Raw genomic sequence first — 22,018 nt, forward strand, 5'->3', positions numbered from 1 at the left:
CCGCCGCTACCGCGTGGCCGGCTTCTCGCTGTCGAGATGCGCCATCTGCTCGGCCGCGTAGCGCGTGCCGGAAGCGACGTCGGGCGGAAATGCTTTTGCAAGCGCCGCGAGATGCGCCGGCGTCAGCGTTACCTTCGCCGCGCCGAGCGCTTCGTTGAGACGGTTGCGCGTGCGTGCGCCGACCAGCGGTATGATCTCTTTGCTCTGCGCCGCTACCCAGGCGATCGCAACTTGCGCCGGCGTTGCGCCGATCTCTGTGGCGATCGCCCGCAGGGATTCCACCAGCGCGAGATTGGCGTCGAGATTTGCGCCCTGGAAGCGCGGCGTCATCGGCCGGTAATCCCTGCCGGTCTTGCCGGAGTCCTTCGACCAATGGCCGCTGATCAGGCCGCGCGCCAGCACGCCGTAGGCCGTGATGCCGATGCCGAGCTCGCGGCAGGTCTTGAGGATGTCGCGTTCGATGCCGCGCTCGATCAACGAATATTCGATCTGGAGATCGGCGATCGGATGCACGGCGTGCGCGCGGCGGATGGTGTCGGAGCCCACCTCGGACAGGCCGATATGCCTGATGTAGCCGGCCTTCACGAGATCGGCGAGGCCGCCGATCGTCTCCTCGATGGGAACGTTGGGATCGAGACGCGCCGGACGGTAGATGTCGATGTAATCGGTGCCGAGGCGCTGCAGCGAATAAGCCAGGAAGTTTTTGGTCGCGGCTGGCCTTGTGTCCATGCCGGAGAATTCGCCGGCGGGACCGCGCAGCGCGCCGAACTTCACGCTGATCTGCACCTTGTCGCGCGACACATCCTTCAGGGCCTCACGCACCAGCATTTCATTGTGGCCCATGGCGTAGAAATCGCCGGTGTCCAGCAGTGTGATGCCGGCATCGAGCGCCGCATGGACCGTGGCGATGCTTTCGCCGCGGTCGGCGGGGCCATAGACCTCCGACATGCCCATGCAGCCGAGACCAAGGGCGGAGACGGTCGGGCCGGTTGAACCGAGTTTGCGCTGTTCCATGATGGTTCTCCTCGAAAAGGCGGCAGGCTGATTGTGCCGCGTGACGAGGCCAGATATGCGCCTGACCGATTAGGCCGATAAGCTGGACAATCCAGTATGGCTTGTTCATCATAACGAACAATGGCCGAGCCCGATCTGCGTGATCTCGACGTCTTCGTGGCGGTTGCCCGCACCCGCAATTTCCGGCGTGCGGCGATTGAAATTCGCGTGTCGGTGTCGAGCCTTAGCCAGCGGCTGCGGGACCTGGAGGAGCGCCTTGGCGTCCGCCTGATGAACCGCACCACCCGCAGCGTCGCGCTGACCGAGGCGGGCGAGCTGCTGCTATCCCGCATCGCTCCGGCGCTGCGCGATGTCGGCGATGCCCTGGATCAGGTCCGCGGCCTGCGCGAGGTGGCTTCGGGCCGCCTGCGCATCAACGCGCCGCCGCCGGCGGTGGACCTCGTGCTGGCGCCGATGGTCGGGCCGTTTCTCGCGACCTACCCGCAGGTCGATCTCGACATCGTTTCCGAAAGCGGCTTCGTCGACATCGTCAGCGCGGGCTACGATGCCGGCGTGCGTTATGGCGAGCACCTCGCGCAGGACATGGTGGCGATCCCGCTGAGCGGTCAGCAGAGCTATGTCGTCGTCGCATCGCCTGCGTACATCGCGCGCCGCGGCAAGCCGAAGCATCCGAAAGATCTGCTCGACCATGACTGCATCCGCGCCCGCTACTCGAGCGGCGTCATGCATGATCTGGAGTTCGAGAAGGCTGGCCAGATCGTGAAGGTCGATCCGCCCGCAAAGCTGATCTCGACCAACATGGGGCTCGCCATGCGCGCTGCGCTCGACGGCGCCGGCATCTGGGCGACGCTCGATGGCTACGTCCATGACGCCGTGACGTCCGGCACGCTGGTCAGCTTGATGGAAGATTGGTGCGAGCCGTTTCCGGGCCCGTTCCTGTACTATCCGAGCCGCCGCCAGACGCCGCCCGCGCTACGCGCTTTCATCGATTTCGCCGCGGATTGGCGCAGGCACGAAGCGCGCGGCAAATAAACCTCAGAGCATGCTCGGCAGCACGCGATCCGGCGGCTTGTGCGCGTCGAGGAAGGTGCGGATGTTGATGATCACCTTCTCGCCCATCTCGACGCGGCCCTCGATCGTGGCCGAGCCCATATGCGGCAGCAGCGTCACCTTGCCGGCCTTGGCGAGCCGCACCAGCTTTGGATTGACCGCGGGCTCGTGCTCGTAGACGTCGAGGCCGGCGCCGCCGATCTCGCCGCCCTCGATCAGCTTGATCAGCGTGTCCTCGTCGGTCACCTCGCCGCGCGCGGTGTTGACGATGTAGGCGTCCTTGCGGATCAGCTTCAGCCGCCGCGCCGACAGCAGATGATAGGTCGCTGGCGTGTGCGGACAGTTCACCGAGATGATGTCCATCCGCGCCAGCATCTGGTCGAGGCTTTCCCAATAGGTCGCCCCTAACTCTTCGGCGATCTTGGGCGCCACGGGGCGGCGATTGTGGTAGTGGATCTGGAGGCCGAAGGCGCGCGCGCGGCGCGCGACCGCCTGGCCGATGCGGCCCATGCCGATGATGCCGAGACGCTTGCCGCCGATGCGGTGGCCGAGCATCCAGGTCGGTGACCAGCCGGGCCAGGGCTTTCCTTCAGTCAGGATCGAGGCGCCTTCGATCATCCGGCGCGGCACCGCCAGGATCAGCGCCATGGTCATGTCGGCGGTGTCTTCGGTCAGAACCTTTGGCGTGTTGGTGACGGTGATGCCGCGGGCATGCGCGGCCTCGACGTCGATATTGTCGACGCCGTTGCCGAAATTGGCGATCAGGCGGAGCTTGCAGTCGGGCTGGTTGACGATGTCGGCGGTGATGTGGTCGGTGACGGTCGGAACCAGCACGTCGGCGGTGCGCGCGGCCTCAGCGATCTGCTCGGCCGACATCGGTGTGTCCTCGAGATTGATCCGCGCGTCGAACAGCTCGCGCATCCGGGTCTCGATCGAGTCCGGCAGCTTGCGCGTCACCACCACGAGGGGCTTTTTCTTCACCGACATGTCATGCCCTCATGAGGCGCCGCAAGCCGCCTCTGTTACCAAAGGCCGGCCGTTGAGGCCTCATTAACCCGGTTGTTCGACACTGCCTTTGCCGTGTCGTCCCCGGCGCTTCCTTCAAGCTCTCCCGACATTTCCGACCGGAAAATCGGGGCAAACTGGTTGTTCAAGTGTCCGTCCTCTCTAGCAGAAGGCCGGGCCAAGACAAGAACCACGGGTTAAGGCTTCGGGAACACGGGCGAGGGGCTTGCGCGGCAGGTTCTGATTTTGGGGTGAGGGCCCGGCGTGGCGGGGCCCTCGACAGGAGACGGGTTGATGGCGTTGGGGCGTTTTTGTTCGGTGATGGCGCTCGTTTGCACCTGGTTGAGCGCCTCGGTCAGCCCCGGGCATTCGGCGAAGGACAGCACCCCCCAGACCGCGAGCGGCCTGCCGGTGCCGCGTTATGTCAGCCTCAAATCGGATCATGTGAACGTGCGCGCCGGCCCGACCAAGGACAATGACGTCGCCTGGGTCTACACCCGCGCCGGCCTGCCGGTCGAAATCACCGCCGAGTTCGAGAACTGGCGCCGGGTGCGCGATTCCGAAGGCGCTGAGGGCTGGGTCTATCATTCGCTGCTGTCGGGCCGCCGCACTGCGGTCGTCACCATGAAGCACAAGGACGACCTCGCCCCGATCTACGACCGCGCCGATCTCGACAGCGCGGTTGCGGCCAAGCTCCAGGCCGGCGTCGTCACGCAGGTCAAGAAGTGCACTGCAAACTGGTGTCGCGTCACCGGCAACGGCTTTGACGGCTGGATCCAGCAGGAGCGCCTCTGGGGCGTTTATTCGGACGAGCAGGTCAACTGACCCGAAGGGTCATCCCGGGATCTCGAGATTCCCCGATGCGTAATTGCGCATCTGAGGTCTGGTCCTTCGGACCATCCCGGAATGACAGCGTAAAACGACAATGGCCGGGACAAGCCCGGCCATGACGACAAATTCAGCAGCTTTGGATCGATCTTCAGCGCTTCTTGCGCAGGCGCACGACCATGTCGATGCGCGCGATCTCGTAACCCTCGGGCACCTCCGGCATCTTAGACAGCGCCAGATGCGGATCCTCGATATCGACTAGCTCGTGGCTGTTCTCGAGGTAATAATGGTGGTGGGTGGTGACGTTGGTGTCGAAATAGGTCTTGGTGCCGTCGACGCTGACTTGGCGCAGCAGGCCGGCATCGGTCAGCTGGTTCAGCGTGTTGTAGACGGTCGCGAGCGACACCGGCACCTTGGCCAGCGTCGCCTCCTCATAGAGCATTTCAGCCGTGAGGTGGCGAGCACCCTTGCCGAACAGGAGCCAGCCGAGCGCCATGCGCTGGCGCGTCGGACGAAGCCCCGCGGACTGGAGCATTTCGTTGACGTCGTGCCACGGGCAGCCGGTCAAGGCCGGCTGGCGGCCGGCGGAATGGACGTCGTCGTCGTGATGGGGCGCGGGATTCTCGCTCATTTCCAGATTTCGGGCACGCGTGGACACTGCATCTATATGCAATATATGGACAGATAGATGCAGATGCAAGTTTCTCGCAACTAGAGAGGTTCTAATGAGAAATGGAACCGGGCGAGCAGGTGGTCACTTTACCTTCATGAGATCGCTTTGCCACCCGAAATGCCTGTGTTAGAGAGCCCCCGGTTCCGCTTGGCCGATTATGGCGCAGCCGGGCATTGAGGCCCGGCCCGCAGTCCATCCTGGCTCGTGGCAGTCGCGCCTCATGACGGGAATTGGCGCGGCTTTCCGAACGAAACGGGGCCCATTTTCGCCAGAAACGCCGCTCAATCGGGATTTGAACAGAGGCTTCCGCATGCTGAACAGGCGCAACGGCTACGAATACGAAGATCTGCTGGCATGCGGCCGCGGCGAAATGTTCGGCCCGGGCAATGCCCAGCTGCCGCTGCCGCCGATGCTGATGTTCGACCGCATCGCGGAAATCAACGACAATGGCGGGGAGTTCGGCAAGGGAATGGTGCGGGCCGAGCTCGACGTGAAGCCCGACCTCTGGTTCTTCGGCTGCCACTTCAAGAACGATCCCGTCATGCCCGGCTGCCTCGGCCTCGATGCGCTGTGGCAAATGGTCGGCTTCTATTTGGGCTGGAGCGGCGGTGAAGGGCGCGGCCGCGCCCTTGGCCTGAACGAGCTGAAGTTCAGCGGCCAGGTGCTGCCCGAGGCCCGTAAGGTTGTGTACAACATCGATATCAAGCGCGTGATGCGTTCAAAGCTGGTGCTCGGTATCGCCGACGGATGGCTTTCGGTCGATGACCAGATTATCTATCGCGCGAAGGATCTGAAGGTCGGCCTGTTCAAGCAGGGCGTGAGCCTGGGCTGAGCGCATCACCAAGAAAGACAATGATTTAGGCGAGGCTGTCATGAGGCGGGTTGTGGTCACCGGGATGGGTATCGTCTCGTCCATCGGAAACAACACCCAGGAAGTGCTTGCGAGCCTTCACGAGGCGAAGTCAGGCATTTCGCGGGCTGAGAAATATGCCGAACTCGGCTTCCGTTCGCAGGTGCAAGGTGCGCCGACGATTGATCCTGCGACGGTCGTCGACCGGCGTGCGATGCGCTTCCTCGGCCAGGGCGCGGGGTGGAATCATATCGCGATGGAGCAGGCGATCCAGGATTCCGGTCTGTCGTCCGAAGATATCTCCAACATCCGCACCGGCATCATCATGGGTTCCGGCGGCCCGTCGGCCCGCACCATCGTCGAATCCGCCGACATCACCCGCACCAAGGGGCCGAAGCGCGTCGGACCGTTTGCCGTGCCGAAGGCGATGTCGTCCACGGCCTCCGCGACGCTCGCGACCTGGTTCAAGATCAAGGGCGTGAACTATTCGATCTCCTCGGCCTGCGCGACGTCGAACCATTGCGTCGGCAACGCCTATGAGACGATCCAGATCGGCAAGCAGGACATCATTTTCGCCGGCGGCTGCGAGGAGCTGGACTGGTCGCTCTCGGTGCTGTTCGACGCCATGGGCGCGATGTCGTCGAAGTACAACGATACGCCCGCCACCGCCTCGCGTCCCTATGACGTCAACCGCGACGGCTTCGTCATTGCCGGCGGCGCCGGCGTGCTGGTGCTGGAAGAGCTCGAACATGCCAAGGCGCGCGGCGCGCGCATTTACGGCGAGATCGTCGGCTACGGCGCGACGTCGGACGGCTACGACATGGTCGCGCCCTCCGGTGAAGGCGCCGAGCGCTGCATGCGCATGGCGATGTCGACGGTGAAGACCAAGGTCGATTACATCAATCCGCACGCGACCTCGACGCCGGCAGGCGATCCGCCGGAGATCGACGCGCTCCGCCGCGTGTTCGGTGCCGGCGAGAAGTGCCCGCCGATCTCGGCGACCAAGGCGCTGACCGGTCACTCGCTGGGCGCAACCGGTGTGCAGGAGGCGATCTACTCGCTGCTCATGATGAACAACGGCTTCATCTGCGAGAGCGCTCACATCCAGGAGCTCGATCCCGTGTTTGCCGACATGCCGATCGTGCGCAAGCGCATCGACAACGTCAAGATCGGCACCGTGCTGTCGAACTCCTTCGGCTTCGGCGGCACCAACGCCACGCTGGTGTTCAGCCGGCTGGATGTGTGAGCACGGACTTTGTCATGCCCCGCGAAGGCGGGGCATCCAGTACGCCGCGGCTTCTCGATCTATCACGATCATCTCTGGAATACTGGATCGCCCGCCTGCGCGGGCGATGACATCGAATAGTGGAGTTACGAGGCAATGGAAGGACTGATGAAAGGCAAGCGCGGTCTGATCATGGGCATCGCCAATGATCATTCGATCGCCTGGGGCATGGCGAAGGCGCTGCATGCCCACGGTGCCGAGCTTGCCTTCACCTTCCAGGGCGAGGCGCTGGGCAAGCGCGTCAAGCCATTGGCGGAGCAGCTCGGCGTGGAATTGGTGCTGCCTTGCGACGTCGAGGACATCGCCAGCGTTGATGCGACCTTCGCCGTGCTGCGCGAGAAATGGGGCAAGCTCGATTTCGTCATCCACGCCATCGGCTTTGCCGACAAGAACGAGCTGAAGGGCCGCTACGCCGACACCAGCCGCGAGAACTTTTCGCGCACCATGGTGATCTCCTGCTTCTCGTTCACGGAGGTCGCCAAACGCGCCGCCGAGCTGATGACGGAGGGCGGCAGCATGATCACGCTGACCTTCGGCGCCTCGGAGCGCGCGATGCCGAATTACAACGTGATGGGCGTCGCCAAGGCGGCGCTGGAAGCTTCCGTGCGCTACCTCGCCTCCGATTTCGGACCGCGCGGCATCCGCGTCAACGCGATCTCCGCAGGCCCCATCCGTACGCTCGCCGGCTCGGGCATCGGCGAGGCGCGTGCGATGTTCGGTTTCATGCAGAAACATTCGCCGCTCCGCCGCGGCGTCACGCTCGACGAGCTCGGCGGCTCGGCGCTGTATCTGTTGTCGGATCTCTCCGGCGGTGTGACCGGCGAGATCCACTATGTCGATTCCGGCTACAACATCATCCTGATGCCGAGGCCCGACGATTTGAAATCGTCAGAGTGATTTCGTAGGGTGGGCAAAGGCGCAGAGCGCCGTGCCCACCATCTCTCCTCGATCGCAGAGAGACGCGGTGGGCACGCTCCGCTTTGCCCACCCTACGAGTTCTGAGCTTGCCTCACCCCGCCGCGATCTTTTCCGCCCGCTGGAACGCCGGCCGCGCCATGCAGCGCGCGAGATAGGCATCGAAGGCCGGGCGCGACGGCACCATCTTGAACAGGCGGACCGCGAAGTTCAGGCCGGAGCCGACCGTGATGTCGGCGGCCGAAAATTCCTCGCCGAGGATCCACGGTCCCTTCGCGAGCGCAGCTTCCAGCACGTCGAACACCTGTGTCGCGCTGCCCCAGGCCGCGGTCGAGGTCGGGATCTCGATCTTGGTGAAGATCTGGATGATGGCAGGCTCGATGCAGCCCGGCGAGAAGAACAGCCATTGCAGATAGCGCGCACGGCGCGGGTCGGCCACGGCAGGCGCCAGCTTCGTGTCGGGATAGCGGTCGGCGATGTAGGCGCAGATCGCGGCGGCTTCGCCGAGCGCGGCATCGCCGTCGCTGAGCGCCGGCACCTTGCCCATCGGATTCACCTTCAAATAATCCGACGCTTTCTGCGCACCGGTCGAGATGTCGGTCAGCACGCGCTCATAGGGCAGCCCGCTCTCTTCCATCAGCCAGAGCGTCGTGAACGAGCGCGAGCGTGGCGACCAATAGAGCTTGATCATGGAGCGGACCTTTCATCGGCGAGAGGTAAACAGCGCGCAATTCATGGCGCGTTTGCCGCGTATTCGCAACGCACTACGCCTAGGCAAGAGGTCAGCTGCGCGAACGACATGTTGGTCAACGCGACCGGTTGACGGTGGCGTTCTCAAGCAGCGCGCAGGATGTCCTAGTGCCGGAGCAAGGGCGGCAATGTCTTGTCGAGACTTGCCGTCAGCATGGCGCGCACGCCGTCGCGCAGTACCGGATTATTGGCAACATCCGCAGGCTTCTCCGGAAACATTGTCCGATCCAGCTCGCGCGATGGTCCACCAAGCGGATTGCGCAGCAAGCGGTCGACGTAGGTGTCGTCAGTCATCAAGGCCTGCGCTTCCTTGATCAACGTAAAAGTCCCGCCGTCGTAAACACGGATGTACATTATCGCGTAGAGATGCACGGATCCGTCGTAGGGGTACCGCGAGATTCCAATGCCGTATTCGCGATGCGTTCCGCCGTGCCGGTGCACGACGACATAACGTTCGCAACGGAGTCTTGGTGCGAGAAACCGAACGAAGTCCGCGATGTCTCTTTCGGCACGGTAGAAGAACGGATTTTGCTCCCGCCGGCCACCGGATTTCAACTCTTCCCTTGTGTAGGAGATTCTACGCACGGAGCGGCCGGGCGCAGCCGCGCGAACACGGGACACGACGAGGTCGTCGAGTGCCCACGTGGTCACGGAGGCCCGCGAGTATTTGTCGAGGAACTCCAGGGGACCGAAGTTCTTAATCATGAAGAGATCGCCGGCGATCGGGATGACGCCGATCTGACATGGGCCGCTCTCTGCTGGTGTCGTTGGGGACGCGTTCGATGACTTGGCCGTGCTCGTCTTTGACGCAGCCTGGGCCCCGACTCCCGCCGTCGAGAGCAGATGAGCCGCGACGATTATCGCGAAGGCCTGCATCGCCTTGATCGTCGCTTTCTTACGAGCTTGGCTTCCTTTCAGCATCGTCACTGCGCGAAATATGGCGGCAGGATCTTGTCCAGCCGTTTGGTCAGGAAGTCGCGCGTGGTGTCGCGCAGGGCGGTGTTGTTGGCGGAGTCCGCGGCCGTCTCCGGAAATATGGACTTGTCCACCTTCTGCAAAAGCTCGTTCGAAACGAAGTTGTCTGCCATATGCTTCATGACACCTTCGAACGTCACGGCGGGGCCCTTCATGATTTCGAAGGTGCGGCCATCGACCCATGTCACGCCGATATAGGCGAAGACATACGCGTAGGAGATGAGACCGACACCCCGGCTGAAGATGCCGACGCCGCTGAGCGACTGATTGGTCCCGTCAAGCTGTCCTTCGCTGCGCATGACGACGAGATAGCGCTCGCAACCGGCATTGCCCGCGACCTGCCGGATCAGGTTCGACAGCTCCTCGCGCTGATTGCGAAACAGGCCGGATTTGGGGTGGTAGTAGGAATCGAGTGCGCCCTTGGCGTAAGTGATCCGTCGCACCGGCGTGTTGCCTGCTGCGGCCCGCACCCGCGCAAAGACAAGATCGTCAAGGCCCCAGGATACCGGGACTTCGGCATAGTCGTTGCCGAACACGGTCAGACCGATCTTCTGGACGACAAAGATGTCCCCGGTCCCCGCAATCACGCCGACGCCGCAAGGACCGGCAGTCGCCGCCTCCGCAGGCTTCGGCGCCGCCTTCGGCTTCGTCGTCGCTTTCTTGGCTGTCGGCTTTGCCGATGGTGCGGTCTGAGCGGCGGGAGCGAGAGGGGTTTGCGCTGCTGCCGAAGTCAGGAAGGACAGCAGGATGAGCACCGGGGCAGCAAGTCGAAACATGGATTCCAAGGATCAGAGGCGGGAGGTCATCGGATACGCCACACTAGGGTGGGATCGTGACAACCGCAAGCTGCAGCCCGGGATCGCTGTCTATCCGGTGAGCCGCTGCCGCTTCCACCGATAATACTTCATCACGAACCCGTTCGAGGGCTCGATCTCTTCCTTCTCGAACACAAAGCCTTCGCGCTCGTACCAGCGCCAGGCTCTTTCGTTTTCGCGGACGCAGCGCAGGTACATTTCATCCGGCATTTGCGTGCGCGTGAAGGCGAGCAACTGCCGTCCGAGCGATTGGCCCTGGTAGGCGGGCCCGACGAAAAGCATGTCGAGATAGAGTTTTGGCAGATGCAGCGCCAGCATGGCGGCGATCGTGCCGTTGTCGTCGGCCACGAACAGGCTCCAGCCGTTCTCGATCTCGCGCCTGATGCGTGCGCGCAGATTTGCCAGCAGGAACTCGCTCGCCTCGGCGAGGCCGGTGGAGACCCAGCTTTCCATCCAGACGCGGCCGATCTCGTCATATTCGTCGGTGCGCGCGGGACGGATGACGGGATCAGACATTGGTGCTCTCAGTTCGATCTGCCGCCTTGCGCGGGGGCTCGCTTGAATGATCCCGGCTATTCAGGAAAATTCCCGCCTACCCACGTTGGCCGCGCGTGGCTTGCCGCGGGCGCGCCTTGCCGGCCGACAGGCACACCACCTCGGAGATCTGCAGCAGCTGCCGCGCCAGCGGGCTGGTCTTGCGCCAGACCATGCCGATGGTGCGCGAGGGCTCGGGATCGCGGAAGCGCGACAGCGAGACCGAGGCCGATCGTGTCTCCACCGACACCGCCATTTCCGGGATCAAGGTGACGCCGATTCCGGCGCTGACCATCTGGACCAGCGTCGACAGCGAATTCGCATCCAGCATCTCGCGCGGCGGCGCCGATTGCATGTTGCAGAACGACAGCGCCTGATCGCGGAAGCAGTGCCCCTCTTCGAGCAGCAGCAGCCGCATCTCGCGCATCATCTCGCGTGATGGCACCGGTGTGCCTTCGTCGGAGCCCGGCCGCACCAGCAGGAATTTTTCATCGAACAGCGCGACTTCAGTGAGCGAAGGCTCGGACACCGGCAGTGCGACGATGGCCGTGTCGAGCCGGCCTTCGACCAGTTCCTGGATCAGCCGCGGCGTCATCGTCTCGCGCACGCGGATGTCGAGCTCCGGATGCATGCGCGTGAGATTCTTGGTGATCTTCGGCAGCAGATAGGGCGCGATCGTCGGGATCATGCCGATCCGCAGCCGGCCCGCAAACCGGTCCTGCGAGGCGCGTGCGAAATCGCCGAGCTCATCGACCGAGCGCAGGATGTCGCGGACGCGCGGTGCGAGTTCCTCGCCGAACCGGGTCAGCGCCACCTGCCGGGCGCTGCGCTCCAGCAGCAGGCCGCCGAGCGCCTCCTCCAGTTCCTTGATCTGCATCGACAGGGCCGGCTGGGAGATCGAGCTTGCCTCCGCCGCGCGGCCGAAATGGCCGTGACGCGCCAGCGCGTCGAAATATCTGAGCTGGCGCATCGTCACGTTGGCCATCAGAAAATCCTATCGCAGCGATCATTAAAGTCAACTTCCCCTGATCGAATGCGAAGCCTAGAGTAATTCTACCTGGTTAAAGGCGCGAGTTCGACGCCACCAGAGGAGGTATTCATGGATGACACTTCGAAGTGCCCGTTTTCGGGCGGAAAACCCACGCGCGTGAACCGCGACTGGTGGCCGACCCAGCTCAGCATCGAGATGCTGCACAAGAATTCCACCCTGTCCGACCCGATGGGCAAGGAGTTCGACTATGCCAAGGAGTTCAAGTCGCTCGACCTGAATGCCGTCATCAAGGACCTGACGGCTCTGATGACGGACTCGCAGGAATGGTGGCCCGCCGATTTCGGCCACTATGGCGGCCTCATGATCCGCATGGCTTGGCACAGCGCCGGCACGTATCGCACCACGGACGGCCGCGGTGGCGCCGGTGCCGGTCAGCAGCGTTTCGCACCGCTCAACAGCTGGCCCGACAACGCCAATCTCGACAAGGCGCGCCGTCTGCTCTGGCCGATCAAGCAGAAATACGGCCGCAAGATCTCCTGGGCTGATCTGATGGTGCTCGCCGGCAACGTCGCGCTGGAATCGATGGGCTTCAAGACCTTCGGCTTCGCCGGCGGCCGCGCCGACGTGTGGGAGCCGGAAGAGCTCTATTGGGGTCCTGAAGGCACGTGGCTGGGCGACGAGCGCTACAGCGGCGAACGCCAGCTCGCCGAGCCGCTCGGCGCGGTGCAGATGGGCCTGATCTACGTCAATCCGGAAGGCCCGAACGGCAAGCCTGACCCGGTCGCCGCGGCCAAGGACATCCGCGAGACGTTCGCCCGCATGGCGATGAACGACGAGGAAACCGTCGCGCTGATCGCCGGCGGCCACACCTTCGGCAAGACCCACGGCGCGGGCGATCCGTCGCTGGTCGGTCCGGAGCCGGAAGCGGGTGCGCTCGAAGACCAGGGCCTCGGCTGGAAGAGCAAGCACGCTTCGGGCCTGGCGGGTGATTCCATCACCAGCGGTCTCGAGGTGACCTGGACGACGACGCCGACGAAGTGGAGCAACAACTTCTTCGAGAACCTGTTCAAGTACGAATGGGAGCTGACGAAGAGCCCGGGCGGCGCGAATCAGTGGACGGCCAAGGGCGCCGAGGCGATCATTCCGGATGCCTTCGACAAGTCGAAGAAGCACCGGCCGACGATGCTGACGACCGACCTCTCGCTGCGCCTCGATCCGGCCTACGAGAAGATCTCGCGTCGCTTCCTGGAAAACCCGGATCAGTTCGCGGACGCCTTTGCCCGCGCCTGGTTCAAGCTCACCCACCGCGACATGGGTCCGATCCAGCGCTATCTCGGCCCGCTGGTGCCGAAGGAAACGCTGATCTGGCAGGATCCGATTCCGAAGGTGAACCACGAGCTGGTCGGCGACCAGGACATCGCCGCGCTGAAGACCAAGATCCTGGCTTCGGGCCTCTCGGTCTCCGAGCTGGTCTCGACCGCGTGGGCGTCGGCCTCGACGTTCCGCGGCTCGGACAAGCGCGGCGGCGCCAACGGCGCGCGCATCCGTCTGGCCCCCCAGAAGGATTGGGAGGTGAACCAGCCGGCTCAGCTCTCCAAGGTCCTCGGCAAGCTCGAAGCGATCCAGAAGGACTTCAACGCATCGGCCGGTGCGAAGAAGGTCTCGCTCGCCGACCTCATCGTCCTCGGCGGTTCTGCCGCGGTCGAGAAGGCCGCGAAGGATACCGGCGTTGACGTGAAGGTTGGCTTCACGCCGGGCCGCATGGATGCCTCGCAGGAGCAGACCGACGCGGACTCCTTCGCCCCGCTGGAGCCGCGGGCCGATGGTTTCCGCAACTACGTCGGCAAGAAGCATCAGTTCCTGCATCAGGAGGAAGCCCTCGTCGATCGCGCGCAGCTGCTGAAGCTGAGCGGACCCGAGCTGACCGTGCTGGTCGGTGGCCTGCGTGTGCTCGGCGCCAATGCGAACGGTTCGAAGCACGGCGTCCTAACCGCGAAGGTGGGCACGCTGAGCAACGACTTCTTCGTCAACCTGCTCGACATGAGCGCGCAGTGGACGCCAGCGGCTGACGGCAGCTACGAGGCCCGCGACCGCAAGACCAACGCGGTGAAGTGGACCGGCACGCGCGCCGATCTGATCTTCGGTGCGCACTCGCAGCTCCGCGCCTTCGCCGAGGTCTATGCCTCGTCGGACGCCAAGCAGCAGTTCGTGCAGGACTTTGTGAAGGCCTGGATCAAGGTGATGAACCTCGACCGGTACGACCTCGCGGCCTGATCCCCGGGCTTAAGCAAGCGACAAACAAAAAGGGCGGCCGAGAGGCCGCCCTTCGTGTTTCTGATATGCGGAGCGATTACTCGCCGGCTGCTTCGCGCTGGGCCTTCTCGCCGTCGCCGCCCTTGCCCTCGAGGTCTTCGCCGGTGGTCTGGTCGACCACCTTCATCGACAGCCGGGTCTTGCCGCGGTCGTCGAAGCCGAGCAGCTTGACCTTGACCTTGTCGCCTTCCTTGACGACGTCGGAGGTCTTCTGCACGCGCGCCGAAGCGAGCTGGCTGATGTGAACGAGACCGTCCTTGGAGCCGAAGAAGTTCACGAAGGCGCCGAACTCCATCACCTTGACGACGGTGCCGTCATAGATCTGGCCGACTTCCGGATCGGACGCGATCGACTTGATCCACTTGATCGCGGCCTTCATCGCCTCGCCGTCGCTGGAGGCGACCTTCACGGTGCCGTCGTCCTCGATGTTGACCTTGGCGCCGGTCTTCTCGACGATCTCGCGGATCACCTTGCCGCCGGTGCCGATCACTTCGCGGATCTTGTCGGTGGCGATCTTGAAGGTTTCGATGCGCGGCGCGTATTCGCCGAGCTCGGCGCGGGCGTTGGTGAGCGCCTTGGCCATCTCGCCGAGGATGTGGATACGACCATCCTTGGCCTGACCGAGTGCGACCTTCATGATCTCTTCGGTGATGCCCTCGATCTTGATGTCCATCTGGAGCGAGGTGATACCCTGTTCGGTGCCGGCCACCTTGAAGTCCATGTCGCCGAGATGGTCCTCGTCACCGAGGATGTCCGAGAGAACCGCGAAGCGCTTGTCTTCGAGGATCAGGCCCATCGCGATGCCCGCGGTCGGCCGCTTCAACGGCACGCCGGCATCCATCAGCGCCAGCGAGGCGCCGCAGACCGAAGCCATCGAGGACGAGCCGTTCGACTCGGTGATCTCCGACACCACGCGCGTGGTGTAGGGGAACTCGTGGTGCGGCGGCAGCACCGGGTGGATCGCACGCCAGGCCAGCTTGCCGTGGCCGATCTCGCGGCGCTTGGTGCCGCCGAGGCGACCGGTCTCACCGACCGAGTAGGGAGGGAAGTTGTAGTGCAGCAGGAACGTCTCTTTGTACGTTCCCGACAGCGCGTCGATGTACTGCTCGTCCTCGCCGGTGCCGAGCGTGGTCACGACCAGCGCCTGGGTCTCGCCGCGGGTGAACAGCGCCGAGCCGTGGGCACGGGGCAGCACGCCGACTTCGGCGATGATGTTGCGCACGGTCTTGCTATCGCGGCCGTCGATGCGCTTGCCGGTGTCGAGGATGTTCCAGCGAACGATCTTGGCTTCCAGCTCCTTGAACACGCCGCCGATGCGCAGCTTGTCGTATTTCGGCTCCTGGCCTTCGGGGAAGTAGTGAGCGATCACCTTTTCCTTGACCTTGCCGACCGCGGCGTAGCGATCCTGCTTGATCGGAATGGCATAGGCGGCGCGCAGCTCCTGCTCGACGAGGCCGAGCATTTCCTTCTCGAGCGCCGAATTGTCGATCACCGTGACTTCGCGCGGCTCCTTGGCGGCCTTCTCGGCGAGCTCGATGATGGCGTTGATCACCGGCTGGAAGTGGCGGTGACCGAACATCACGGCGCCGAGCATGATGTCCTCGTTGAGCTCCTTGGCTTCCGATTCCACCATCAGCACGGCGTCGGCCGTGCCGGCGACCACGAGGTCGAGCTGGGTGTCGACCATCTCGTCGAGCGTCGGGTTGAGAATGAACTCGTCATTGGCGAAGCCGACGCGCGCTGCGCCGATCGGGCCCTTGAAGGGCGCGCCGGACAGGGTCAGCGCGGCCGATGAGGCCACCAGCGCCACGATGTCAGGGTCGTTCTCCATGTCGTGCGACAGCACGGTGACGATCACCTGGGTCTCGTTGCGCCAGCCGTCGACGAACAGCGGACGGATCGGACGGTCGATCAGGCGGGAGACCAGCGTCTCCTTCTCGGTCGGACGACCCTCGCGCTTGAAATAGCCGCCGGGAATGCGGCCGGCTGCGTAGGTCTTCTCCTGGTAGTCGACCGTCAGCGGCAGGAAGTCGACGCCTTCGCGCGGCGCCTTCGCCGCGACGACGGTGGCGAGCACCACGGTCTCGCCATAGGTGGCGACGACGGCGCCGTCGGCCTGACGCGCGATCTTGCCGGTTTCAAGCTTGAGAGGGCGTCCACCCCAGTCGATCTCGACTGAATGCTTATTGAACATAGATGTCTTCTTTCATGGGTTCTCGAAAGAAGGACGGCCCGAAAAACAAAAACCATGCGCAAGATTGCGGGACGTTGATCGAAGCGGGCGATCAGCGTCCTGCGATCCTGCCATGGTTTTCGGATTTCGGATGGCGTCCATCCTTTCGGGTCATACGGGCGCCTTGCCCGTTGTGCCCAGCCGCCGGATTGCTGCTGGACTGTCAGTCGGCACGAACGCGAACACCGGATTGCGGTCCTCGCCCATCGTGCCCGGGTGCTAGCCGTCAACGGCTCGCACCCGACGCGCACGCAGCCTCGATCAAAAACCTTTAAACAAACGCTTTCGCTCGAAACCGCGCACGAAAACGCGCGCCAGTGGCGCGCGCAGGAACACTTAACGACGAATGTTGTGCTTCTCGAGCAGCGCCTTGTAACGCGCCTCGTCCCTCTTCTTGAGGTAGTCGAGCAGCGAGCGGCGGGTCGAAACCAGCTTCAAGAGGCCGCGACGCGAATGGTTGTCCTTCACGTGGGTCTTGAAATGGTTGGTGAGGTTGTTGATGCGTTCCGACAGGATCGCGACCTGAACCTCCGGCGAGCCGGTGTCGCCGGCCTTGTTGGCATTCGTCTTGATGACTTCCGCTTTGCGTTCTGCGGCAATCGACATCGTCAATTTCTCTCGTTGCGACCGGTGCTGGCAGTCAGACCGGTCAGGTTGAACACACGCTTGGGGATGATTTCGCCGTTGCCGACTTCAGCAAGCGCCAATAGACGGCCTGCCACCGTGACATAGACTGTGCCGCTACTAGTGGGCGCATCCCGTCCGCGCAATAAAACGGCCTGGCCCCGATGGAGCCTTGCCGCATCAGCCCGAGTGACGGCCAGTGCCGGGATGTCGTCCAGCGCGGTCTCAACGGGCATAAGCGCGTCGGCGAGGCTGCCCTCGCCGGACGCGGCTCTATCGCATAAAGCCTCCAACTGATCCAGCGGAATCATGTCGTTCTCGTCAAATGGGCCGACCAGGGTCCGCCGCAGCGCGCAAATATGGCCGTAAGTGCCGAGAATCCGGCCCATATCGCGGGCCAGCGCCCGGACATAGGTGCCCTTGCCGCACTCCGCCTCGAACACCGTCCGGTCGTTATCCGGTTGATCCACAAGGGTTAAATGATGAATTTCGACCGGACGGGGGGCCAGTTCCACGACCTCGCCGTCGCGGGCCAGGTCATAGGCGCGCTCGCCCTGGACCTTGATCGCGGAATAGCGCGGCGGGATCTGCTCGATCACCCCGGTGAAGCGGGGCAGCAGGGCCAGGATGGCCTCCCGGGTCGGGCGCTGGTCGGAGGTCGCGGTGACCCGGCCCTCGATATCATCGGTGTCGCGCTCCTCGCCCCAGCACACGGTGAACTGGTAGCGCTTGCGGCCGTCCATCACGAAGGGAACCGTCTTGGTGGCCTCGCCGAGCGCGATCGGCAGGCCGCCGGAGGCGAGCGGGTCGAGCGTGCCGGCGTGTCCCGCGCGCTTGGCGTTGAACAGGCGCTTGAGCACGGCGACCGCTTGCGTCGAGGTCATGCCGATCGGCTTGTCGAGCACGACCCAGCCATGGACGTCGCGGCGGTCGCGGCGCGGCTGGTTGCCCTTCTGCTTGTTGGCGCGGGGATCGTTGTTGACGCGGCGCGGCTCCTGATGCGGCTGGGAATCGCCGCCGAGATCCGCAAAATTATTTTTCTGCACGTCGCGCTGATCGGTCTCTTCGCCGCCGATCGTGCCGTGAGCCGGGTCCATCGTCATCGCTCTTCTTCCCGATCCGAATCCGGATCCTGTTCCAGGTCCTTCTGCACCGCAGGTGTTCGCAAAAGCTTCTCGATCCGTTCCGCTTCGTCGAATCGTTCGTCGACGCGGAAACGAAGGTCAGGTGCAAATTTCAGGTTAACGCGCCGCGCGACTTCGCCGCGCAGGAATTTCTTGTTGCGCTCGAGCGCAGCGATGATGACCTCGGTGTCGCGGCCACCGAGCGGCATCACGTAAACCATTGCGAGCTTCAGGTCGGGCGACATCCGAACCTCCGGCACGGTGATGATGTGACCTTCGAGGTCCGCATCATGCACATTGCCTTGCGCCAGAATCTCGGCCATCGCGTGGCGAACCTGCTCGCCGACACGCAACTGGCGTTGCGAGCCGCCCGGCGCGGAACTTTTCTTCTGATGGTGGCGGGGCATGGTTGAAAATCACCTCGTCGTGCCCGCGTTTGGGACACGAGCATTGTCATTTGTCCTGTTGAAACGAATGCGGCGCGGATGGCCGGAATAAATCCGGCCATCGCACTCCCGCAATTTCAGCTCAAAAAGATCCGGGCGCTTCGGTAAGATTTGGACTTACAGGGAGCGCTGGATCGTCTCCACGCGATAACACTCGATCACGTCACCGGCACGCATGTCGTGGTAGTTCTCGAAGGCCATGCCGCACTCCTGACCGGACTGGACTTCCTTCACTTCGTCCTTGAAGCGCTTCAGCGTCGACAGCTTGCCTTCGTGCACGACGACGTTGTCGCGGATCAGGCGCACATTGGCGCCGCGTTCCACGGTGCCGTCGGTGACGCGGCAGCCGGCGACCTTGCCGACCTTGGAGATGTTGAAGATCTCCAGGATCGCGGCATTGCCCAGCATGGTTTCGCGCAGGGTCGGCGCGAGCAGGCCGCTCATCGCCTTCTTCACGTCGTCCACGAGGTCGTAGATGATGTTGTAGTAGCGGATCTCGATGCCGTTGCGCTTGGCGGCCGCAGCCGCCTCCTTGTTGGCACGAACCGAGAAGCCGATGATCGCGGCATTGAAGCCTTCCGCGAGCGTCACGTCCGATTCCGAGATGCCGCCGACGCCGGCATGCAGGATGCGGGCTGCGACTTCGTCGGTGCCGAGCTTCTCCAGCGAGCCGAGGATCGCTTCGAGCGAGCCCTGCACGTCGGCCTTGATGATCAGCGGGAATTCCTTGCGGCCCGCCGTCTTCAATTGCGACATCATCTGCTCAAGCGAGCCGCGCATGCCGGAGATCGAGGCAGCCGCGTTCTCGCGCTTCTGGTGCGCGCGATAGCTGGTGACCTGGCGGGCGCGGGCTTCGTTCTCGACCACCGCGAGACGATCGCCGGCCTCCGGCGGACCGTTGAAGCCGAGCACCTCGACCGGAACCGAAGGACCGGCCTCATGCACCGTCTCGCCCTGATCCGAGATCAGCGCGCGGACGCGGCCCATCTCGGCGCCGGCGACAATGATGTCACCGACACGAAGCGTGCCGCGCTGGACCAGCACGGTCGCGACCGGGCCACGGCCGCGATCGAGCTTGGCTTCGATCACGGTGCCTTCGGCCGGACGCTCCGAATTGGTCTTCAGGTCGAGGATGTCGGCCTGGAGCGCGATCATCTCGAGCAGCTTGTCGAGATTGGTCTTGTTCTTGGCTGACACTTCGACGTCGACGACTTCGCCGCCGAAGGATTCGACCTGCACCTCGTGCTGGAGCAGCTCGGTGCGCACGCGCTCGGGCTTCGCATCGGGCTTGTCGATCTTGTTGATGGCAACGATGATCGGCACCCGCGCCGCCTTGGCGTGGTTGATGGCTTCGATCGTCTGCGGCATGACGCCGTCATCGGCAGCAACCACCAGCACGACGATGTCGGTCACCTTGGCGCCGCGGGCGCGCATCGCGGTGAACGCGGCGTGGCCGGGCGTGTCGATGAAGGTGATCTTCTTGCCGCTTTCGGGCGACAGCACCTGATAGGCGCCGATATGCTGGGTGATGCCGCCGGCTTCGCCGGAGACGACGTTGGCATGGCGGAGCGCGTCGAGCAGCGAGGTCTTGCCGTGGTCGACGTGACCCATCACGGTCACCACCGGCGAACGCGTCTCGGTGTCGGTGGAATCGTCGGTGGCGTCGAACAGGCCTTCTTCAACGTCGGACGCGGCAACGCGCTTGACGGTGTGACCAAGCTCTTCGGCGATCAGCTGCGCAGTGTCGGCGTCGATCACGTCGGTGATCTTGTGAATCGCGCCCTGCTTCATCAGCATGCGGATGATTTCCACCGCGCGCTCGGCCATGCGGTTGGCGAGCTCCTGGATGGTGATCGCTTCCGGAATGACCACCTCGCGGATGAGCTTTTCCTTCGGCTCGTTCGCGGCATGGCCCTTCAGGCGCTGAGTGCGGCGGCGGAACGAGGCGATCGAGCGCTCGCGCACGTCGTCGGCATTGAATGCGGTCACGACCGTCAGGCGACCGCGCTCCTTCTGCGGGCCGGGTTTGTGGGTGGGCTTGGGGGCTACCACGGGACGCGCGGCGCCGCCGGGACCGCGACGGATCTGGCGCGGACCATCGTCCTCGTCCGGTCCGGCTGCGACCGCGGGAGCGCGACCCAACGGGCCGCCTCCCGGCCTCGCGGTGGTCGTTCCAGGGCGCGCGGTGGTTGTTCCCGGGCGTGCCGTGGTCGTGGTGGTGCCGGGGCGTGCTGCGGGCGCGCCAGGACGTGGCGTGGGAGCGGCCGGGGCGGCAGTTGCAGGGCGCGCGGCTGACGCCGGCTGTTCGCCTTCGCCAAAACGCTTCTTGGCCTCGGTTTCGGCCTTGCGCTTGGCTTCCTCTTCGTGGCGGTGGCGCTCATCCTCGGCCTTGCGGCGGGCCTCGGCGGCTTCGCGCTCGACGCGTTCGGCGGCTTCGCGGACAGCGCGGCGCTGGGCTTCGTCTTCGGCCTGGCGGCGCTCTTCGACTTCGCGCACCTTGGCGTCGGCCAGCGCGCTGGCGCGGGCGGAACGTTCGTCCTCGGTCAGCGTGCGCAGCACCACGCCGGAGCCGGCGTTGCGCGGCGGAGCCGGGCGTGCCGGAGCGGGAGCAGGCGCGGCCGGTGCCGGCTTTGCAACAACCGCGGGAGCTTGCGGTTCGGGGCTGCCGTCGACGCGGCGCTTGCCGCGCTTCTCGACCACGACCTGCTTGCTGCGGCCATGGCTGAAGCTCTGACGCACAGTGCCCGTTTCGACGCGCGGCTTGAGCGATAGCGTCTTGCTCGGAACGCTCAGCTTCTTGTCGTCAGGGGTCTTGGTATCAACCATTCAGCAGTCCTAATCCTGATCTTTGTTAACGTTGTGCGTTGCCGCACCGTCCTATTGGGTCGTCGTTGTCTCTCAGAAATCCTGGCCGGGCTTTTCGGCAGTCTTGTCATCGTCCGCCATCCGGTATCGGACCAGCATCTGGCTACGTGACAGGAATGACTTGCTCGCCGGGCCCGCGAGCAGGGCAGCATGTATCACATTTGACCGGGTAAGTGCCAAATCCAATTCTATCGATTTCAACGCAGTGACGACGGGAATCTGCGGCTTGGCGCCGCGATTCCCGCCATTTTGACGTGCCAGCATGTCCAATTTGCGGATTCCGTCCGCGGCCCCGTCGCTGGCATGGATCAGGACCTCGGCCGTGCCTTCCCGCAGGGCGCTTTCGACCTTGCCGAAGCCGGCCACAATCTGGCCCGCCTTGGCGGCAATCCCAAGGGCTTCCGTCACGCTCCGAACCAGGAGCGCCTCGATGTCGGCGGGAAGCGTCTGGGGAGTGCGCAGCTCGCGCTTGAAGGCTTTGCTAAATTGGTGACGCCGCACGGCTTCCGCAACCACCTCGCGCGAGGCGGTGACCCACATGCCGCGTCCGGGCAGCTTGCGCTTGAGATCGGGAACTATGTCGCCTTGCGGCGAAATGACGAAGCGGATCAGCTCGTCGATCGGCCGGACCTCGCGACTGACCGCGCACATCCGCATGGTCGCGGACCTTTCGGTCCGCGGTCCATGGTCGAGATCGTGGTCAGTATCTGCGAGCATCCGGGCGACAT

At 64.1% G+C, this 22,018-nt stretch carries 20 protein-coding genes; 6 read left to right on the forward strand and 14 right to left on the reverse strand.

Going from position 1 to position 22,018, the window contains the following annotated elements:
- Positions 1-6: 6 nt before the first annotated feature.
- Complete coding sequence (locus CT676_RS04965) at positions 7-1,014, reverse strand: aldo/keto reductase (protein ID WP_135214058.1); 1,008 nt, start codon at positions 1,012-1,014, stop codon at positions 7-9.
- A 120-nt stretch (positions 1,015-1,134) separates the two neighbouring features.
- Between CT676_RS04965 and CT676_RS04970 the strand changes: the two genes are divergently transcribed.
- A complete protein-coding gene (locus tag CT676_RS04970; RefSeq protein WP_135214059.1) occupies positions 1,135-2,046 on the forward strand; it encodes a LysR family transcriptional regulator in 912 nt (303 codons plus the stop codon).
- Positions 2,047-2,049: 3 nt separating this feature from the next.
- Here the strand turns inward: CT676_RS04970 and CT676_RS04975 are convergent, their stop codons facing one another.
- On the reverse strand, positions 2,050-3,051 hold the full coding sequence (locus CT676_RS04975; protein WP_028149823.1) for a D-glycerate dehydrogenase: 1,002 nt from the start codon (positions 3,049-3,051) through the stop codon (positions 2,050-2,052).
- Between the two features lie 312 nt (positions 3,052-3,363).
- Here CT676_RS04975 and CT676_RS04980 point away from each other — a divergent pair, with 312 nt between their 5' ends.
- On the forward strand, positions 3,364-3,894 hold the full coding sequence (locus tag CT676_RS04980) for an SH3 domain-containing protein (protein WP_071908916.1): 531 nt from the start codon (positions 3,364-3,366) through the stop codon (positions 3,892-3,894).
- A gap of 154 nt (positions 3,895-4,048) precedes the next feature.
- Here CT676_RS04980 and irrA read toward each other — a convergent pair whose 3' ends face one another.
- Complete coding sequence (gene irrA / locus CT676_RS04985) at positions 4,049-4,528, reverse strand: iron response transcriptional regulator IrrA (RefSeq protein WP_135214060.1); 480 nt, start codon at positions 4,526-4,528, stop codon at positions 4,049-4,051.
- A 352-nt stretch (positions 4,529-4,880) separates the two neighbouring features.
- On the opposite strand from irrA, the gene fabA reads away from it, so the two are divergent.
- The 3 genes from fabA (at position 4,881) to fabI (ending at position 7,602) form a co-directional block, all read left to right on the forward strand.
- On the forward strand, positions 4,881-5,402 hold the full coding sequence (fabA, locus tag CT676_RS04990; RefSeq protein ID WP_063980149.1) for a bifunctional 3-hydroxydecanoyl-ACP dehydratase/trans-2-decenoyl-ACP isomerase: 522 nt from the start codon (positions 4,881-4,883) through the stop codon (positions 5,400-5,402).
- 40 nt (positions 5,403-5,442) lie between these two features.
- Positions 5,443-6,666 (forward strand): beta-ketoacyl-ACP synthase I, encoded by a 1,224-nt coding sequence (gene fabB, locus CT676_RS04995; RefSeq protein ID WP_135214061.1) that lies wholly within the window; start codon positions 5,443-5,445, stop codon positions 6,664-6,666.
- Positions 6,667-6,801: 135 nt separating this feature from the next.
- Complete coding sequence (gene fabI / locus CT676_RS05005) at positions 6,802-7,602, forward strand: enoyl-ACP reductase FabI (RefSeq protein ID WP_135214062.1); 801 nt, start codon at positions 6,802-6,804, stop codon at positions 7,600-7,602.
- Between the two features lie 112 nt (positions 7,603-7,714).
- On the opposite strand, the gene CT676_RS05010 is transcribed toward fabI, so the two are convergent.
- From CT676_RS05010 to CT676_RS05030, 5 genes are all read right to left on the reverse strand, one after another.
- Positions 7,715-8,311, reverse strand: a complete 597-nt coding sequence (locus CT676_RS05010; protein ID WP_135214063.1) for a glutathione S-transferase family protein — start codon at positions 8,309-8,311, stop codon at positions 7,715-7,717.
- A 164-nt stretch (positions 8,312-8,475) separates the two neighbouring features.
- Positions 8,476-9,291 (reverse strand): hypothetical protein, encoded by an 816-nt coding sequence (locus CT676_RS05015; RefSeq protein ID WP_135214064.1) that lies wholly within the window; start codon positions 9,289-9,291, stop codon positions 8,476-8,478.
- Positions 9,292-9,293: 2 nt separating this feature from the next.
- Complete coding sequence (locus CT676_RS05020; RefSeq protein WP_135214065.1) at positions 9,294-10,121, reverse strand: hypothetical protein; 828 nt, start codon at positions 10,119-10,121, stop codon at positions 9,294-9,296.
- 90 nt (positions 10,122-10,211) lie between these two features.
- Complete coding sequence (locus CT676_RS05025; RefSeq protein WP_135214066.1) at positions 10,212-10,676, reverse strand: GNAT family N-acetyltransferase; 465 nt, start codon at positions 10,674-10,676, stop codon at positions 10,212-10,214.
- A gap of 76 nt (positions 10,677-10,752) precedes the next feature.
- The gene (locus tag CT676_RS05030) at positions 10,753-11,679 is read right to left on the reverse strand and encodes a hydrogen peroxide-inducible genes activator (RefSeq protein WP_028150571.1); all 927 of its coding nucleotides are present in this window, start codon (positions 11,677-11,679) and stop codon (positions 10,753-10,755) included.
- Between the two features lie 114 nt (positions 11,680-11,793).
- On the opposite strand from CT676_RS05030, the gene katG reads away from it, so the two are divergent.
- On the forward strand, positions 11,794-13,959 hold the full coding sequence (gene katG, locus CT676_RS05035; protein WP_135214067.1) for a catalase/peroxidase HPI: 2,166 nt from the start codon (positions 11,794-11,796) through the stop codon (positions 13,957-13,959).
- Positions 13,960-14,035: 76 nt separating this feature from the next.
- Here katG and pnp read toward each other — a convergent pair whose 3' ends face one another.
- The 6 genes from pnp to CT676_RS05065 all read right to left on the reverse strand — a co-directional run bounded on the left by pnp (position 14,036) and on the right by CT676_RS05065 (position 22,007).
- Positions 14,036-16,192, reverse strand: coding sequence for a polyribonucleotide nucleotidyltransferase (gene pnp / locus CT676_RS05040; protein WP_135214068.1), 2,157 nt, complete (start codon positions 16,190-16,192; stop codon positions 14,036-14,038).
- Positions 16,193-16,567: 375 nt separating this feature from the next.
- On the reverse strand, positions 16,568-16,837 hold the full coding sequence (gene rpsO / locus CT676_RS05045) for a 30S ribosomal protein S15 (RefSeq protein ID WP_008131787.1): 270 nt from the start codon (positions 16,835-16,837) through the stop codon (positions 16,568-16,570).
- A gap of 2 nt (positions 16,838-16,839) precedes the next feature.
- Positions 16,840-17,958: a tRNA pseudouridine(55) synthase TruB gene (truB, locus tag CT676_RS05050; protein WP_135214069.1), complete on the reverse strand. Its 1,119-nt coding sequence runs from the start codon at positions 17,956-17,958 to the stop codon at positions 16,840-16,842.
- Positions 17,955-18,386: a 30S ribosome-binding factor RbfA gene (gene rbfA / locus CT676_RS05055; RefSeq protein ID WP_135214070.1), complete on the reverse strand. Its 432-nt coding sequence runs from the start codon at positions 18,384-18,386 to the stop codon at positions 17,955-17,957. Before rbfA ends, truB begins: the two co-directional genes overlap by 4 nt.
- Positions 18,387-18,542: 156 nt before the next feature.
- On the reverse strand, positions 18,543-21,251 hold the full coding sequence (infB, locus tag CT676_RS05060; RefSeq protein ID WP_063980139.1) for a translation initiation factor IF-2: 2,709 nt from the start codon (positions 21,249-21,251) through the stop codon (positions 18,543-18,545).
- Between the two features lie 72 nt (positions 21,252-21,323).
- Complete coding sequence (locus tag CT676_RS05065; RefSeq protein ID WP_071908928.1) at positions 21,324-22,007, reverse strand: RNA-binding protein; 684 nt, start codon at positions 22,005-22,007, stop codon at positions 21,324-21,326.
- Positions 22,008-22,018 lie beyond the last annotated feature (11 nt).

The sequence above is a fragment of the Bradyrhizobium sp. MOS001 genome (assembly GCF_004634465.1).
Lineage (GTDB): Bacteria > Pseudomonadota > Alphaproteobacteria > Rhizobiales > Xanthobacteraceae > Bradyrhizobium > Bradyrhizobium barranii.

Bases quoted from the DNA above. Each gene is read 5' to 3' on its own strand.
- CT676_RS05025 (WP_135214066.1), bottom strand. From the start codon at position 10,676: ATGTCTGATCCCGTCATCCGTCCCGCGCGCACCGACGAATATGACGAG.
- fabI (WP_135214062.1), top strand. From the start codon at position 6,802: ATGGAAGGACTGATGAAAGGCAAGCGCGGTCTGATCATGGGCATCGCC.
- CT676_RS05020 (WP_135214065.1), bottom strand. From the start codon at position 10,121: ATGTTTCGACTTGCTGCCCCGGTGCTCATCCTGCTGTCCTTCCTGACT.
- CT676_RS04965 (WP_135214058.1), bottom strand. From the start codon at position 1,014: ATGGAACAGCGCAAACTCGGTTCAACCGGCCCGACCGTCTCCGCCCTT.
- infB (WP_063980139.1), bottom strand. From the start codon at position 21,251: ATGGTTGATACCAAGACCCCTGACGACAAGAAGCTGAGCGTTCCGAGC.
- CT676_RS04970 (WP_135214059.1), top strand. From the start codon at position 1,135: ATGGCCGAGCCCGATCTGCGTGATCTCGACGTCTTCGTGGCGGTTGCC.
- CT676_RS04980 (WP_071908916.1), top strand. From the start codon at position 3,364: ATGGCGTTGGGGCGTTTTTGTTCGGTGATGGCGCTCGTTTGCACCTGG.
- truB (WP_135214069.1), bottom strand. From the start codon at position 17,958: ATGACGATGGACCCGGCTCACGGCACGATCGGCGGCGAAGAGACCGAT.
- rpsO (WP_008131787.1), bottom strand. From the start codon at position 16,837: ATGTCGATTGCCGCAGAACGCAAAGCGGAAGTCATCAAGACGAATGCC.
- fabA (WP_063980149.1), top strand. From the start codon at position 4,881: ATGCTGAACAGGCGCAACGGCTACGAATACGAAGATCTGCTGGCATGC.
- CT676_RS04975 (WP_028149823.1), bottom strand. From the start codon at position 3,051: ATGTCGGTGAAGAAAAAGCCCCTCGTGGTGGTGACGCGCAAGCTGCCG.
- rbfA (WP_135214070.1), bottom strand. From the start codon at position 18,386: ATGCCCCGCCACCATCAGAAGAAAAGTTCCGCGCCGGGCGGCTCGCAA.
- pnp (WP_135214068.1), bottom strand. From the start codon at position 16,192: ATGTTCAATAAGCATTCAGTCGAGATCGACTGGGGTGGACGCCCTCTC.
- fabB (WP_135214061.1), top strand. From the start codon at position 5,443: ATGAGGCGGGTTGTGGTCACCGGGATGGGTATCGTCTCGTCCATCGGA.
- CT676_RS05030 (WP_028150571.1), bottom strand. From the start codon at position 11,679: ATGGCCAACGTGACGATGCGCCAGCTCAGATATTTCGACGCGCTGGCG.
- CT676_RS05010 (WP_135214063.1), bottom strand. From the start codon at position 8,311: ATGATCAAGCTCTATTGGTCGCCACGCTCGCGCTCGTTCACGACGCTC.
- CT676_RS05065 (WP_071908928.1), bottom strand. From the start codon at position 22,007: ATGCTCGCAGATACTGACCACGATCTCGACCATGGACCGCGGACCGAA.
- irrA (WP_135214060.1), bottom strand. From the start codon at position 4,528: ATGAGCGAGAATCCCGCGCCCCATCACGACGACGACGTCCATTCCGCC.
- katG (WP_135214067.1), top strand. From the start codon at position 11,794: ATGGATGACACTTCGAAGTGCCCGTTTTCGGGCGGAAAACCCACGCGC.
- CT676_RS05015 (WP_135214064.1), bottom strand. From the start codon at position 9,291: ATGCTGAAAGGAAGCCAAGCTCGTAAGAAAGCGACGATCAAGGCGATG.